The 15,704-nt window shown below is 36.4% G+C and carries 12 protein-coding genes; 6 read left to right on the top strand and 6 right to left on the bottom strand.

Translation table 11 applies throughout. The features are described from left to right. The first annotated feature begins 12 nt into the window (after positions 1-12). The 3 genes from H5117_RS06850 (at position 13) to bfr (H5117_RS06840) (ending at position 3,368) form a co-directional block, all read left to right on the top strand. The gene (locus tag H5117_RS06850) at positions 13-2,148 is read left to right on the top strand and encodes a TonB-dependent receptor (RefSeq protein WP_182736830.1); all 2,136 of its coding nucleotides are present in this window, start codon (positions 13-15) and stop codon (positions 2,146-2,148) included. A 272-nt stretch (positions 2,149-2,420) separates the two neighbouring features. Further along, entirely contained in the window at positions 2,421-2,891 is a 471-nt protein-coding gene (gene bfr, locus H5117_RS06845; protein ID WP_002958985.1) for a bacterioferritin, read from the top strand. A 12-nt stretch (positions 2,892-2,903) separates the two neighbouring features. Then, positions 2,904-3,368 carry a bacterioferritin gene (gene bfr, locus H5117_RS06840; protein WP_002958984.1) on the top strand — a complete coding sequence of 155 codons (465 nt, stop codon included), beginning with the start codon at positions 2,904-2,906 and terminating at the stop codon, positions 3,366-3,368. A 65-nt stretch (positions 3,369-3,433) separates the two neighbouring features. Here bfr (H5117_RS06840) and H5117_RS06835 read toward each other — a convergent pair whose 3' ends face one another. After that, positions 3,434-3,628: a (2Fe-2S)-binding protein gene (locus H5117_RS06835; protein WP_002960627.1), complete on the bottom strand. Its 195-nt coding sequence runs from the start codon at positions 3,626-3,628 to the stop codon at positions 3,434-3,436. Between the two features lie 342 nt (positions 3,629-3,970). Between H5117_RS06835 and H5117_RS06830 the strand changes: the two genes are divergently transcribed. Next, on the top strand, positions 3,971-4,528 hold the full coding sequence (locus H5117_RS06830) for a TMEM165/GDT1 family protein (protein WP_024605680.1): 558 nt from the start codon (positions 3,971-3,973) through the stop codon (positions 4,526-4,528). Positions 4,529-4,589: 61 nt separating this feature from the next. Here H5117_RS06830 and H5117_RS06825 read toward each other — a convergent pair whose 3' ends face one another. The 3 genes from H5117_RS06825 to H5117_RS06815 all read right to left on the bottom strand — a co-directional run bounded on the left by H5117_RS06825 (position 4,590) and on the right by H5117_RS06815 (position 7,262). Next, positions 4,590-5,114 (bottom strand): DUF6436 domain-containing protein, encoded by a 525-nt coding sequence (locus tag H5117_RS06825; protein ID WP_182695209.1) that lies wholly within the window; start codon positions 5,112-5,114, stop codon positions 4,590-4,592. Further along, positions 5,098-6,564, bottom strand: a complete 1,467-nt coding sequence (locus H5117_RS06820; protein ID WP_165723367.1) for a methyl-accepting chemotaxis protein — start codon at positions 6,562-6,564, stop codon at positions 5,098-5,100. The genes H5117_RS06825 and H5117_RS06820 overlap by 17 nt, the downstream gene beginning before the upstream one ends. A gap of 146 nt (positions 6,565-6,710) precedes the next feature. Next, positions 6,711-7,262: an isochorismatase family protein gene (locus H5117_RS06815; protein WP_182736827.1), complete on the bottom strand. Its 552-nt coding sequence runs from the start codon at positions 7,260-7,262 to the stop codon at positions 6,711-6,713. Between the two features lie 166 nt (positions 7,263-7,428). On the opposite strand from H5117_RS06815, the gene H5117_RS06810 reads away from it, so the two are divergent. Further along, positions 7,429-11,928, top strand: coding sequence for an EAL domain-containing protein (locus H5117_RS06810; protein WP_182736825.1), 4,500 nt, complete (start codon positions 7,429-7,431; stop codon positions 11,926-11,928). A 69-nt stretch (positions 11,929-11,997) separates the two neighbouring features. Here H5117_RS06810 and H5117_RS06805 read toward each other — a convergent pair whose 3' ends face one another. After that, positions 11,998-12,891, bottom strand: a complete 894-nt coding sequence (locus H5117_RS06805) for a cation diffusion facilitator family transporter (protein WP_002960617.1) — start codon at positions 12,889-12,891, stop codon at positions 11,998-12,000. 198 nt (positions 12,892-13,089) lie between these two features. On the opposite strand from H5117_RS06805, the gene H5117_RS06800 reads away from it, so the two are divergent. Then, positions 13,090-14,529: a diguanylate cyclase domain-containing protein gene (locus H5117_RS06800; protein ID WP_182724046.1), complete on the top strand. Its 1,440-nt coding sequence runs from the start codon at positions 13,090-13,092 to the stop codon at positions 14,527-14,529. A gap of 238 nt (positions 14,530-14,767) precedes the next feature. Here H5117_RS06800 and H5117_RS06795 read toward each other — a convergent pair whose 3' ends face one another. Beyond that, on the bottom strand, positions 14,768-15,640 hold the full coding sequence (locus tag H5117_RS06795; RefSeq protein WP_149603577.1) for an SMP-30/gluconolactonase/LRE family protein: 873 nt from the start codon (positions 15,638-15,640) through the stop codon (positions 14,768-14,770). Positions 15,641-15,704: the final 64 nt, after the last annotated feature.

Genomic DNA, 15,704 nt, shown 5'->3' with positions numbered 1-15,704 from the left:
CTAAGACACCCCATGTTAAAAACTTCGCTTTGCCTTATCGCTGTTGCAATAAGTACTAACACGTTAGCAAATGAAAATAATAAAAATGAATACAATTCTGATCAATTTGAGCATGTCATTGTTTCAGGCAGCCGTATATCAGAAAGCATTGACGAAGTACCAGCCTCGATCACCGTTATTAATCAGCAACAAATACAACAGCATTTAAAAGTAAGCTCAGAATTGGGAAGTTTACTCGCGCAAATGGTTCCTGGCCTTGCCCCAGATACTGGTAGTTCAAGTAATTCAGGACAAACACTACGCGGCCGTGCGCCATTAATAATGATTGATGGCGTACCGCAATCAACCCCTCTTCGTAATGGTTCTTTAGGCGTAAAAACGTTAGACGCCAGCGCAATAGCGCGCATTGAAGTCATAAAAGGCGCAACGTCTATTTATGGTAATGGTGCCTCAGGTGGCATTATTAACTACATAACAAAACAAGCGCGTAGTGATGGTAAACCGGAAGGCGAAATAAGTATTTCAAGCCGCTTTAGCGCTGTTAAATTAGCAGAAAGTGGTGGCGGTAGAGTATCAGCCGCAGTAAACGGTAAGCTCGACCAACTAAGCTACCTGTTAACGGCAAGCTATGAAGAAAACGGCGTACAACGCGATGCACAGGGCGATATTTTAGGCTTGCAATATGGTTTATCAGACTCTGAAACTCAAAACTATTTTACCAAACTAACTTATGATTTTGACGACGAAAAGCAACTGCAGTTCAGCTATAACTTTTACAGCTCACAGCAAAAAACTGATTTAGGCGATGTTACTGGCGATGGCAATATAGGGGAAAAAACATACGCTATACACGTCCCATTAGCGCTTCAAAAACAAGGTAAACCGCAAGGCCCAGAAGGCAACGAAAATATAACCCTAAAATATGTTGATTACGCGTTGTTTGAAAACACACAAATGACCCTCGATCTGTATAAACAAAATATAGAAAACGTATTCTTTTTCTCAACCGCTTTAGCCAATCTTGATGAAGGTTATAGCGGTGGTCAATCGGTTATTAAATCAGACAAGCAAGGTGCAAGAGCTACATTTAATAGCCAGTTTGATTTTGAAAACCTAACAGCCACTCTAATCTACGGTATTGATGCCTTAAATGATAAAACATCGCAACCTTTAGTAGATGGCCGTGTGTGGGTGCCAGAAATGGACATGAAAAGTGTGGCTGGCTTTTTACAAACCAAATGGGTAATAAACGACGATATTATTGTAAAAGCGGGTGTAAGAAACGAAAGCATTGATTTGAGTGTAAGTGACTACCAAACGCTAAAACTTTGCAAAACCGTATCTCAATGTTCAGTACCATTAAATGTGCGTGGTGATACCATAAACTATGACGCTACAACGTATAATGCAGGCATAAAATACAATTTAACAGATGCATTCAGCCCATTTTTTAGTTATTCACAGGGCTCTGATATTTCTGATATTGGTCGCCTACTTCGCGCTGCAACTGTTGACGATATTGCACTTGTTCAAACACAAGCCTCAATAATCGACAATTACGAAATTGGTTTTACCTCACAGTTTGAAAACGTACGTTTTGAATTTGCTCTTTACAGAAGTACCTCAGAGCTTGGTACAAGTAATGAGTATAATGAAGTAACGGGTGTTTACAAACCCGTACGTGCACCACAAGAAATATGGGGTTACGAAGGGTTAGTTAATTATACTATTAACCAAGACCTTAAATTAAGCGCCACATACAGTTACGTAGAAGGTAAAAACACCGAAGCTGATGACTACCTAGGCGCAAGCCAAATTAGCCCACCCAAAGCAACGGCGAATGTAACGTGGCAAACAAATGACGAGCTATCGCTTGCAATGAGCTTTTTATATGTAGGCGACAGAAAGCGCTTTGATAAAAATGCACAGGGCCAATACTCTGGCGATCAGGGCCCTGTTAGTAGCTACAACACATTCAACTTAAGTGGCCAATACAATGTTAACGCCAGGTGGAGTGGGTATTTTGGAATAGAAAACCTATTTAATAGCGATTACTACCCTGCCCGCGCACAGGCTTACACCTACGGTGGATATAATATTAAAGGATTAGGCACAACCGCAACGCTGGGTACTAAATACCAGTTTTAATTAGTGATAGACTCAATAAATAGGCATCAGCATGCCTATTTATTTAAAAAGATAATATGAAAAGCAGTATCTCTACTTATTGTTTATAAATACCTCTAGTAATCATTCTCAGATACTAATACAAATATAAAACTGTCCATAAACCAAGCAGTAACGCAAACTTAAATAAGAATCAAAACCAATAGTAACGCAATGATTTTTATAGAGAAAACTTGCAATATAGGCTATATGTACTACACTGCATACAATTGAAATAGTTGAGGCGATTTATCATGAAAGGTAATCAAAAAGTAATCGATGCGTTTAATACATTGTTAGCTAACGAATTAGCAGCAATCGATCAGTATTTTATACACTCGCGCATGTATGACGACTGGGGTTTAAACAAACTATACGAGCGCCTTAACCACGAAATGGAAGAAGAAAAAGATCACGCAGACTGGCTTATTAAGCGCATCTTGTTTTTAGAAGGTGTACCAAATATGACTAAGCGCCGTGATTTACTTATCGGTAACGATGTAAAAAGCATGATGCAAAACGATTTAACACTAGAGCTTGAAGTAGTTGCGTGTGTTAAAGACGTAATCGCAATATGTGAAGAACAACAAGATTATCAATCTCGTAGCATTTTAGAAAAGCTGTTATTTGATACCGAAGAAGATCATGTTTACTGGTTAGAGCAACAACTTGGTCTAATTGATAAAATTGGTTCTGAAAATTATCATCAAGCACAAATGGCTTAGTAGGAGCATATTATGAAAGGCGATAAAGACGTTATTGCAGCGCTTAATAAAGTACTCGCTAATGAGCTTGTTGGTATTAACCAATACTTTTTACATGCACGTATGTTTAAAGATTTTGGCTTTACACAGCTTGATAAAGCAGACTACAAAGTATCAATTCAAAAAATGAAAAACGCTGATCGTTTAATTGAACGTATTTTGTTTTTAGAAGGCTTACCAAATCTTCAAGACCTAGGCCGATTACGTATTGGTGAAAACAGCGAAGAAATGATTGCTGCTAACATGAGTTTTGAACTCGATACTATTGACGAGTTACGAAGCGCCGTTAAACTGGCTGAAAGTAAAAAAGATTACATTACCCGTGAAGCTCTTGATCACATTTTAAATGAACAAGAAGAGCAAATTGATTGGTTAGAAACCCAACAATTACTTATTAAAAATACGGGTATCAAAAACTACTTACAGTCTCAACTGTAAATAGTAACAAGCATAAAAAAAGCAGCTAAAAAGCTGCTTTTTTTATATCTAAATTTTATATGTAATTAAGCAACTTGATCCGTTACATCCGCAATTTGAATAAGTCTGCGATTAAGGATCTTTTTAGTACAACCACAACACTTACCGCATTGGCTGCCTACTTTAAGCTCTTTGGTTAATTCACGCATGGTCGTTGCACCATCGTCAATTGTTTGCTCAATTTTTTTATCAGTCACACCGTGACAAAGACAAATATACATCAATACAAACCGTGTTAATTACATTCAATAGGTGCATACTAATCTAAACGACAATTGTTATCAATAGCTTCCTCACTAATAAATATAAATTATTTATTAGTGTATGGTATTTGTTCTCTTAACTATATTTACCTAAGAATAAAGTTATGGAATAATGGCCGCCTCTTAGGGGAGTAGCCCGCTCAGTAATGAGTAAACTTATCAACATAATTGCACCTCATGTGCATGGTAAGTTTGTAATGTTGTAGCAAGCGTTATCGGCGAGACCTAGGTAGACACTATCCTCATGGCGGGAGATAGTTGTTTGCCTTGGTTTAGTATTCCCGCCTGTAAGAATCAATAATGGAAGTTTTTTTAACCTCAACCGTCACTGTTACACTTGCCGAAATTGGCGATAAAACCCAGCTTTTATCACTCCTGTTAGCTGCCCGTTTTCGTAATAAAAGCGCACTTATTCTTGGTATTTTAGCCGCAACTTTACTCAATCATGGCCTATCAGCGTGGTTTGGGCAGTGGTTAAGTAATAGTTTTTCTTCTGAATATTTACCTTGGCTTGTAAACATCAGCTTTATTGTTGTTGGCCTTTGGCTATTAGTTCCAGACAAAGACGAAGATGTAAGTAGTAAATACGATAGCTACGGGGCTTTTTTAGTTGCTTTTGTATTATTTTTTATTGCAGAAATTGGTGATAAAACACAAATAGCGACAGTGTTGCTAGGCGCACAATATCAGTCTGTGTTTTGGGTAACGGTAGGAACCACGTTAGGTATGCTAATTGCTAACGTGCCTGTTATATATGCTGGTAATGCATTACTAAAAAGAATATCTCTAAACACCGTACGTGCTATTGCTGCTTGTGTGTTTGTGTCATTAGGTATTTATGGCTTAGTGACAATTTAATCAATGTTAAAGCTCGTAACTGTTGATTTAAGTGCGAGCCTTAATTTTTTCTGCACGTTATTTACGCATTATTTACACAATAACATCCCTTGGTTTGTGTAATTAAGAGGTTTGAGTTAAAACCTGCAGCTAAATTAGTGACCGCAGTTTCAACAAAGCCACTTCCCTGGGCACACGCTAACCCTTCGGAGAGAGGACCGGCATAAACAAAATCACCGTTTTTATTAATAATAACGGCGGCAGGCGTTGCCGGAATAACAAGTTTAAGCTTTGGTGTTAATTCAACTTGTACAACCTTCATAGCTTTATTGGCAGCAAAAGAGCTTAACGATGAAATATGTGGTTTAGCCTGTATGGTGCACCCGCAATTTTTTTCAGTTATAAGCACTAACGACGCTTCATTAGTGTCAACCCAGTCCAATTGCTTTTTAAAGTTATTAAACCAGTGCTTTTGCAATAAAACTTTTGAGCTATCAAACGGTTTAAGTTGCTCTAACTGAAAATAAACTAACCCTGCAACAACACAAACAAGCCATATAGCTATAAGCGAAAATACAAAAGAGTTAGATTTATTTAAACTTGGCAATGCTTTGCTCTAATACATCAATACTTACATCGATTAACTGCACCTTAGCGGTTAACTGCTGCACTATTTGCGTATCTTGGTACTGATTTTGGCGCATAGTATCAGTACTGCTTGCTATTAACTCGGTATTACCTGCCTGCTCCGCTACCACTTGTGCAACTGAGTCAGAGCTTGAAGATACTGCGGCTATTTGCTCGCTCATTGCTGAAATATTCTCTTTCATTGCAGCACTAATACTTGTTAAATCAACTACAAAACTCACACACTGACTCATTGATTGCGTTGACGTTTTACTATTATTAACAAGATCTTTTAATGTAAGACTAATTTTATCTGTTGTTGCTTTACTGTGGTTAGCCAAAGATCTTACCTCATCAGCAACAACAGCAAAACCTCGACCGTGTTCGCCTGCGCGGGCAGCTTCAATAGCTGCATTTAAAGCAAGTAGGTTTGTTTGCTCGGCAATGCCTGATATTTCATTAAGAAGCCCTGAAATAACATCGCCCGCTGCCACTAAGTGATTTATTTTTTCTTCGGTATGATTAAGCAGTGTTAACAACTCTCTACTTTTAGCGTCTGTTTGAAGCACTTCTTTTAATGCATCACCTGCAGATTGTGTAATATGGTCAACTTGGCGCTTAAGCACCTCACTTTCTTCTTCTACAAGTTTAAAGCCATTGGCAACTTGAGCGCCAGAATTAGCAATATCATCGGTTTGTTGTGTGCGTTGAACCGCACCACTCGCTAACTGATCGTGTACATCAATAAGCTCTTGTGAGTTTTTTTGCAATGATTCTGATTGTGTTTGTACCTGTTTAATAACATCAGATAAGTAATCTAGTAATGTGTTAAATCCTGCTACAGCTTCGCTTTTAGTGTCATCCGCGCGAAGAGAGAGTTTAATGTTTTCAGGATCTTTCATTATTTGTTCTGTCGCATAACTTAAAGATAAGCCCGCACGACGTTCCCGTTGCAGCGTTTTTGCAATATAGCCTGCAACTAATACTTCAACTATTGCGTATCCAGCATGAATTAGCACCGTAGTAAAAGCGAGTCTATCAGGGTCAAATACGTAAAAACCCGTATTTTGAGTTTGTAAATAATAAAAAGATAAATGATGTACCGCTACAAAAATAATAGCCGTAATAAACACTCGCCACTGTACAAAAACAATTAACATGGGCATTAAAATAAATATTTCAAAATGGACTTCAATCAGCCCAAAAGTTTGTTGTATGTGCAAAAAAGAAAACATCATTATGGCGGCAGCTACCACATGGGGGATAATAGGGCTATCACCTTGTGTTTTTAAAAGCCATATAGGTAATAAACACAATGGCAAACCTATCATAAAAGCCTGCGCTAATGTGTCGAAATACAAGCCTATAGCAATAGACTCGACAAACAAAAGACTGAAAATAATTGTAAATAACCGGCCAATACTAGACATAAGAACCTTAAAATTGTTGTTTGCATTGTTGTTTTATAAAGCAGTCTGCAATATACGTATATAAACGAGTTTCAGTTTACTTAACACAATAATTAACTAACGACACATCAAAGCAATGCATTTTATTTACATTACATGCATGCGGTCTACTTAATTATAGGCAGTATTTTCTTAAACGTAGGCGTAGCAGCTTTTTTTGTCCATTGAAAAATTACTATTTCAGCGCATGAAATTACAGCTCCAGCTTGACGTAGCTGCTCAATCGCCAAATTTTTATTTTGCGGGTTTCTCGAACCAACTCCGTCGTAAACAATAATAACTTCAAAGTCATTTTCTATTAAATCTAAGCATGTTTGTAAAACACACACATGTGCTTCAGTTCCCACAACAACAACTTGCTTTTTACCATGGCTTTTTAACGTATCAACAAAACCAGGCTCTGCACACGCACTAAAGTACGTTTTATGAAAATACGTGGCATTAGATAACGTATTTTTAATTTGCTGATTAGTCTCGCCCAAACCTTTAACATATTGCTCCGTTACTAAACATGGAACGCCATGAATAATACCCGCTTGTGCTAACTGCAATGTGCTTTTTAAAATATTCGGAAAATCTTTAATTGCAGGAGCAAGCAACTCTTGTAAGTCTATAACTAATAACACGCTGTTTTTTGCATCAACATTAGAGAAAACCACTATACTCTCCTTCTAAGCATTTACTATTATCTGTATAGAGTAGCTCACTATTTAAAAATAGGACTTTTAGCGTTATGTATATTATTTGTAATTAAAAAATAAAAACTTATGCTATATTTACTATCTAGCTAAGCATCATCCTATCTTCCACTGAGAGTGTTTATAAGTGCGTTTGAGCAAATTTTTTTTTCATATCACCATCACTTTTTTACTATGCATCCAAAGCACTTTTGCATCACAAAACTATGCTCAGCAATTACAACGAATTTCTACTGACGAAGGCCTATCACAAAGTTACGTTTTGCAGACTCAAGAGGATGATATTGGTTATATTTGGATAGCAACCCAACAGGGTTTAAACCGTTTTGATGGTTATAATGTAAAAACTTTTAGTGGCGGCTTTGGCCTAGATAAACACTATATTTATGCATTATTTAAAGCCGAAGACGGAAAAATCATTGTCTCAACAGATCTTTCTGGTGCCTATATAATAGATCCCCTCACTTTAAAAACCGAAAAAATCTATTCTGGTCAAATAGATAAAGAACAAAAAATGTTCTCTCCGATCTCTGCAATGACTCAGCAACAAGGTACTTTTTACTTCGCCATAGATGCCCAAATATATACATTTGATGAGACGAGTAAACGCTTCACATTTAAGCTAATCCTGCCAAATAAAGGTGACTACATTCGGTCATTAACAATATATAAAAACACTTTATATATTGGTACAAATGATGGTTTATACACTGCAAATATAGATAATTCAGAACTTGTAAAAATACCTCTTCATCCCCCTGAAAAAAATACGATAGATAATGTAAACGTCAAATTCTTAAGTGTTGATAATGAATTAGGATTACTTGTTGGTACTGTTGAAGGCATGTATCAATTAGCATTCGATAATACCAAAAATATATCTGCAGCAAATATTACAACTTTAATCCCTGATTATAATATATGGGATTATGCCAATACTGTTTACGGGGAGTTTGTAGCAACCGAAAGTGGATTGTTCAGTTATCACCGCGAAACCAAAGAACTAGAATTCGTATTAAATTATGAAAAAAGTAAGTTTAATATTAATGAAAACTCAATAAACGATCTAATGGTTGATAAGTCCGGCGTACTTTGGCTCGCATCTAGAACCCAGGGCGTGTTTACATGGCCAATTAAAACCCGACGGTTTAAACACATTACTTTACCCGGTAACAATACTGTTCATGCCACCTACCAAGACAAAAATAATATTATTTGGTTAGGAACAGAAGATGGAATTGCACGGTACGACAAAGCAACAAATAAAAGTGATGTATATCTAAGCTCAACCGACTCAAAAGCAATATACGGGGCATCTGCCGTTTATGATATTTTTGCGTCTTCAATTGGTGATAATCAATTCCTTTGGCTTGTTACTTTCGATGGTTTTAAACTGTTTGATAAACAAACGGGTAAAATTATTGAAAATAAAGACACAGAAAAAGATGTAATTAACCAATCCAACTTATTTGGCTTTGCCCAGTTATCTGCAGACACATATGCATTTATGTCGGATGATAATTTTTATGTTTTTAATGAAACAACAGGAAAAACAAGAATTATTAAGGGGCTCAAAGAGCAAGTCGATCCTTTATTTTCTTACGCTTTTTATAAACACCTCGACACACATCCTGAAGAGTTTGTACTTGGCACATCAAAAAGCTTCCTTAGGTACAACGAAAAAACGAAAACTTTAACGACTATATTTCAGTCTTTTAATCCTAAAGAAGATATTTTTTACACTGTAGAAAACTTTTACTTAGACTCAAAACGAAACATTTTATGGTTAGCAACCACTCACGAAGGTTTGCTAGGCGTTGACACCGTTACTTATGAAATAAAGCACTATATAGGATTAAAAAATTCGTTTAATACTGATTCTATCTATTCACTACTTCCTGATAAAAACGGCTTTTTATGGGCAAGTACCGACAATGGTCTTTATCAAATAGACCTAGATACACTCAATGTAGTGAGTTTTTCAGTAAAAGACGGTTTGAATATAAACCAATTTACACCAATAGCGGCAGCAACATTAAGCGATGGCAGGCTTATGTTCGGCAGCAATGCTGGAGCCTTACTTTTTAATCCGTTAGACTTTAATGAAGAAGAACAATTACAAAAAAGTAATCTGGCTATTACTGATATTAGCCTCCTTACTAGGGAACTCAATTACAATCCTCATAAATACCTTAGCAAACCACTTGAATTAAATTATGAAGACATGGGATTGACGGTTAGCTTTTCTAACTTCTCTTACCCTAATATTGATAAAGCATATTATAAAGTAATCCTTTCAGGGCCTACGTCTCTTACATATGAAGATTTACAATCTAATCAAGTGTTTTTCACAAAGCTTCAACCTGGTAATTACTCACTAAAAATATCAGCACATAATCGTGATGGTATTATTACAAGCGAGCCTACAACACTTAATATCAACGTGGCGTATGCTCCTTGGAAATCGCCCATTGCTATAGCCACCTACATTATTTTAATTCTTGGGGTGTTATTTTTTATTTTTTGGCAGTATCGCAGCCGCCGAGTAGCAATTGAACAAGCCCATAGAGCGACTATTCATTCGCAAAAGCAAACAGAACTCGCGCTTAAAAATAATAAAAGCGGCGTATGGGATTATAATTTTAAAGACGCTTCCGTAAATACGCTCAGGGGAAGTGAATTAGGCTATACAGACTTACCTGAACGCGTGCATATAGATCAATTTTTAGCGCTTATACACCCAGACGATCGACGTCGTTTTGAAAACCAATGGGAAAACTACTTCAAGTACAAAAAACAACAAAACTGGCAAGCAACTTACCGTTTACAGCATAAAAATGGCCATTGGCTCTGGTATCAAGATACAGGGCAAGTTATATACGATCCTCAAACAAATGAGCCTCTATATGTTTCTGGCATATATACCAATATCACCGAGCAACGAGCTAATGAGCAACAAGCAAAAATTTTAGGTGAAGCGTTTAGCCAAATAAACGATTGGTTACTTATACTCGATAAGCGTTTAATGCCATTTTCTGCGAACAATAGTTTTATTGAAACATTTTCAAACGAGCAAACGGCCACCAAAATTAGCCCTAAATTGTTTATTAAAGCAATTGGTAAAGATAAGTGCAGAGAGTTTGCTAGTATTTTAAAAAAATTAAAACCAACTGAAAACTGGCAAAGTGATGTTTATATAAGAACAGCAAGAAATAATGAACACCCAATACATATAAGTGCCACAGCTGTAACAAAAGACACTGCAAGTTACTATGTGATTGTTATTACAGATTTAACTGAACAAAAACGTGCTGAAAACGAACTGCGCTATTTGGCTAATTTTGACCCTCTAACGCACCTACCTAATCGTAGTTTAATGTATCAAAACATTGAAAAGGCGATTAAATATGCCGATAAAAACAATACCCAATGCGCATTATTATTTATTGATTTAGATAAGTTCAAACCTGTTAATGACTCTTTTGGCCATGCAGTGGGTGACAAGTTGTTATGTAATATTACCCAAAGAGTAAGCGGTATGCTTAGCGAAAACGCTATACTTGGCCGCCAAAGTGGTGATGAATTTTTAGTGCTGATTCAAAATATAAAATCACTCCAATCTCTTCGCGATAACGTAAGAAAAATTAGTAATGAATTAGCTAATAAAGTAATTATTGAAGACTTCTCTATTAATATCTCAGCAAGTATTGGCGTAGCTCTATACCCATTCGATGCTGTAACCACAGATATACTCATCCGTAATGCCGATGTTGCAATGATGCACGCTAAGCAAGGCGGGAGAAACGACTTTAAGTTTTTTAGCGATGAAATGAATGAGCTAATAAAACAAAAGTTACTGCTTGAAAATGATTTAAAAGATGCAGTAAAAGACAACCGATTTTTTAATCACTACCAGCCTATTATCGACATAGAAGAAAAAACAATAAATGGCGTGGAGTTACTCATGCGCTGGAAAAATGAAGGCCAGTTAATATCTCCAGCTCTTTTTATTCCTGTAGCTGAGGAAACCGGTTTAATAGAACTTCTTACTGAGCAAGCCTTGCACCGTTCACTAATTGAACTTGCGCCTATACTCAGCGTAAACCCGTTGTTTTATATATCTTTAAACTTATCGCCTAAACACATTTTAAAAACAAACATAACACAGCGGTTAATGGCTATATTAGCGGACTCTCAAGTTCATCCAAGACAATTAAGGCTCGAAATAACAGAGAGTATTTTATTAGAAGATAAGCTTAAAGCAGCCAAACAGCTGCAAAACCTAAAAGCTGCTGGGTTTAAATTACTGCTTGACGATTTTGGTACAGGATACTCATCACTCACCTACTTAAGCCAATTCCCTATTAATGTTATTAAGATAGATCAAAGCTTTGTAAATAGTATTGGTATAGATAAGGGAGATGAATCAATTATTAAAACTATTTTTTCATTGGCAGAAAACTTAGATCTATACTGCATTGCAGAAGGAGTAGAAACGCGCGAACAGATGCTCTTTTTAGCCGAGGTTGGCTGCCATGTATTACAGGGTTATTACTTTGCAAAACCAATGAATGCTAAAGACTTACGTAAAAGCGATTGTTTTAGCAATATCATTGATTTGATTTGATTTGATTTGATTTGAAACATTAAAAGCGTGCTAATCATTATTACACGCTTTTATATTAATTAGATGCTATTAATGGATATGATGGCATTCATGGCTTTCAATTTGTAATACACTATTACGTACATTAAATTTTTCGGCTAATAATTGCTCTACTTTCATACGACACGCTTCATCATGTTTTTCAATCGTACAATGTTGTTTAAGGACAACGTGTGCGCCTACTACAATACCATTATATTTGCGCGTTACAGTGACATTATGGACATTATGAACATGTTCCATATCTGTAATTTTACTTTCAATATCAGTAACTTTAGGAAGTTTCGCTTTATTTAGGCGTAAACCTTTTATACAACTAATTATGACCTTAATACCGGTGAATAATACGAAAGAAGCAATTAACATACTCGATAAAATATCGATTACAACCCAGCCTGTAAAATATATAAGAATACCGGCAACAAATGTCGATACGGTAGAAATCAGATCAAAGAATGAATGTAAAAATACCGCGTACACATTAATACTCGCTTTGCGGCCTTTATATAAAACCCATGCAGCAGCCCCATGAAATAAAAAACCAATAGCAGCAATAACCGACATTAAATAACTATTGATAGCCAGCTCATTTCCTTCATGTTGGTGTATATAGCGCTCACCACCTTCATACAAAATAATTAAACTGATTGCTAGGTATAAAAACCCGTTCACTAGGCCACCAAAAAGCTCTGCTCGTTGATGGCCATCGTTATAGGTTTTGGCAAAATGAATAGCGAGACTTGATGCTATCAGTGCGATGAATAACGAGCTATTGTGAACAAACAAATGCCCCGCATCAGCAAGAACAGCAAGCGAATTAGAATAATAAGCACCTATAACCTGAATTACCATAAACGAACACGTAATTGCTAGCGCAATGAGTAACCGACGACGAGAAGCTTGGTGTGTAGTGATTTCTGTCATGAAATGCTTGAATAACCTATACTTAAAGTGCAAATAAGCCAAAGATGGCTTAGAGTAGAAATGGGTAATGATATACAGTATCAATTATAATACGTACTGCCCGCAAACGCACTAAAAACTTAGTAAATCAAAAAAAAATGTGCTAATAGTTAGTAAAGAAAAAGAATTTAATTATGGCTTGGACACATGGAGAGTTGAGTGAGTAATAACCTATCAGAAGAAGCATGGCAAAACTTGGAGTTATTGCCGTTTTGCGTATTACTTTATGATGCCAATGAAGATATATTTAAAGTTAACAGCCAGGCACAGGACTTGTTTGACTTAAAAGACCAATCACATTTTTATAAAACTGATTTTTCACACATCACTTTAACCAATCATCACAGTAAAAAAAATCTGTTGATCGAGGAGCTATTCTTTGATTATTTTACGGCAAATAACCAATGCCAGTTTATTTTATCGAAACAATCATCCAAATTGCTACTCAACGTAAAATTTGCAAATTTACCTAATTCAAACTCCATTATTATTATCGATATATTAAATAACAACGTGGATGAACAATATGATTTTGATAATATTATATCGAACATCTCAACTGACTTAATTGATATTCAAAATGACGATGTTGATAAGCATATTAACTATGCATTAAAAGCAGTCGGTACGGTTTGCAATGCCGATAGGAGTTATCTTTTTAAGTTTGCCGAAGATGGTAAAACTATTAATAACACTCACGAATGGGTCAATGATGGTATCAAAGCTTTTAAAGACGACTTACAAAACCTTTTAAAAAGCGACCTCCCTTATTTTTTTAGTTCGATGGCCCGTACCCATTTATTCAGAGTGAATGATGTATCTTTGCTCCCCATTCAAGCAATGAGCGAAAAAACGATTTTCCAGCGACAAGAAATAAAATCGGTACTTTGCATTGGTTTACGCTATGACAAAGAACTGGTTGGCTTTATTGGCTGTGATTGTGTAATTCAAAAGCAAGACTGGACAGATTTAGACCTTATTCGCCTAAGGTTAGTAGGTGAAATGCTTGCTAATGCTTTCAAAAATTTAAATTATAAGCAAGAGCTTCAACAAACTCAGCAGCAACTCATTAACGCCAACCAAAAACTCAATAAACAAGTCAATACGGATGGCCTTACAAACATTGCTAATAGACGTTGTTTTGATCAGACTTTAAAATGCGAAATTAAGCGTTGTGCACGTAATAAAGAATCTATCAGTTTAATTATGTGTGATATTGATTTTTTTAAGCGTTATAACGATAACTATGGGCATCAGCTTGGCGATGAAGTGCTAAAGCGAGTGGCCAAAGCGCTACACTATATTTGTAAACGCGAAGGTGATCTAGCAGCTCGTTTCGGGGGTGAAGAATTTGCGATAGTTTTACCTGCAGTCGACACAGAACACTGTCAAAGGTTTGCTGTTCTTATTCAGGAAAAAATCGCAGAACTCGCAATTGAACATAACTTTTCAACTGTCAGTAAATACCTCACTTTAAGCATTGGGTTTTATAGTTTCATACCCAATCACAAAACAAAACCCAAAGAGGTTATAACTAACGCCGACATAGCCCTTTATAACGCAAAAGAAACAGGTAGAAATAAAATAGCTAGTTTTTAAAAACCGACTAAGGTGGCTCACTGCAGTGAGTTTTAGTGGTTTAAAGTTTGCTGTAGTGATAATCCATACACCTGAAATTATAAACAATACAACTACTCAGTGATTTACGCGTAGTAAGCTAAGTAAGGCGTTGAAAGTGAGCAACCAATTATCGCCAGTACTGAGGTTTTAGTAACTAAAAAAGAAGTGGTATTATGTGGGTTACGCCTAAAAGCTAATCATCACTGAAAATTACAAGTTACAGTAAAACGGGCGGCTCAAACTGCCCTTTTTTTATACCGGAGATCTGAAATACAGCGCCTTGTTCACCAACAGTATTATTAATCGCTTCATCAAATGCCGATGTTACAAGTAGCAACTCAGCATTTTCACCACCGAAGGCGGTGCACGTCGGTTTTAATGCACAAAGCTCTATTGTTTTAATTAGCTCACCGCTTGGGGATAAACACATAACACATCCCATTCCCCAAACAGCTAGCCACAAATTGCCTAATTTATCGGTTACGCAGCCATCGGGGTCAACATCAGTATTATTAAATTGATAAAAAACACGTGGCTCAGCGCAAGGCTCACCAGTTTTCTCATCCAAATCTAATACATAAATGCAACTCGTTAAAGAGTCGCAGTAATAACCGCGTAAACGGGACTTATCAAAACACAATCCATTTGGGATACTCAAACCACTTACAACGGCTTTAAGCTGGTTTTTATAATAACGGTATATTTTACCATCCCCTTTTTTAGCATTTACATCCATTGTACTTAACCAAAAGCCACCCCATGGATCAGCACGGCCGTCGTTTGAACGTCGATTTAGCTGTGTATTTTCAATACTAAGGATAAGATGGCGAGTGCTTGAATTAATATGGTATTTGTATATACCAGTACTTGTCCCTAGCAATAAGTGCTGCTCATCAATCCACGCTATTGCACTGAGCGTATCGGGCATATTCACGGTTTTTAGTTGGCTTTCGCTGTGTATATTTTTGCTTAAAAGTAATTTTTTATTTATATCGACCCAAAAAAAAGTGTTCAGCATAGGATGCCAAAGAGGACTTTCTGCAAGCTGACTCTGTGTGCTTTCAAAAATGGTTACGCTAGGATCAAACATAAGTAGTTATTCTTTATTATTAACAAAGCCTTGTAATACTAAACCTTACCAGAAAGCAGTGAGT

The organism is Pseudoalteromonas sp. SG45-1 (assembly GCF_014164135.1).
In the GTDB taxonomy this organism is placed as follows: Bacteria; Pseudomonadota; Gammaproteobacteria; order Enterobacterales; family Alteromonadaceae; genus Pseudoalteromonas; species Pseudoalteromonas distincta.
The sequence above is the reverse complement of the archived record's forward strand: the minus strand, read 5'-3'. Positions and strand labels throughout refer to the sequence as shown.

What these genes read in the sequence shown, in the direction of transcription:
- H5117_RS06850 (WP_182736830.1), top strand. Translation starts at nt 13, where the DNA reads ATGTTAAAAACTTCGCTTTGCCTTATCGCTGTTGCAATAAGTACTAAC.
- bfr (WP_002958985.1), top strand. Translation starts at nt 2,421, where the DNA reads ATGAAAGGTAATCAAAAAGTAATCGATGCGTTTAATACATTGTTAGCT.
- bfr (WP_002958984.1), top strand. Translation starts at nt 2,904, where the DNA reads ATGAAAGGCGATAAAGACGTTATTGCAGCGCTTAATAAAGTACTCGCT.
- H5117_RS06835 (WP_002960627.1), bottom strand. Translation starts at nt 3,628, where the DNA reads ATGTATATTTGTCTTTGTCACGGTGTGACTGATAAAAAAATTGAGCAA.
- H5117_RS06830 (WP_024605680.1), top strand. Translation starts at nt 3,971, where the DNA reads ATGGAAGTTTTTTTAACCTCAACCGTCACTGTTACACTTGCCGAAATT.
- H5117_RS06820 (WP_165723367.1), bottom strand. Translation starts at nt 6,564, where the DNA reads ATGTCTAGTATTGGCCGGTTATTTACAATTATTTTCAGTCTTTTGTTT.
- H5117_RS06805 (WP_002960617.1), bottom strand. Translation starts at nt 12,891, where the DNA reads ATGACAGAAATCACTACACACCAAGCTTCTCGTCGTCGGTTACTCATT.
- H5117_RS06795 (WP_149603577.1), bottom strand. Translation starts at nt 15,640, where the DNA reads ATGTTTGATCCTAGCGTAACCATTTTTGAAAGCACACAGAGTCAGCTT.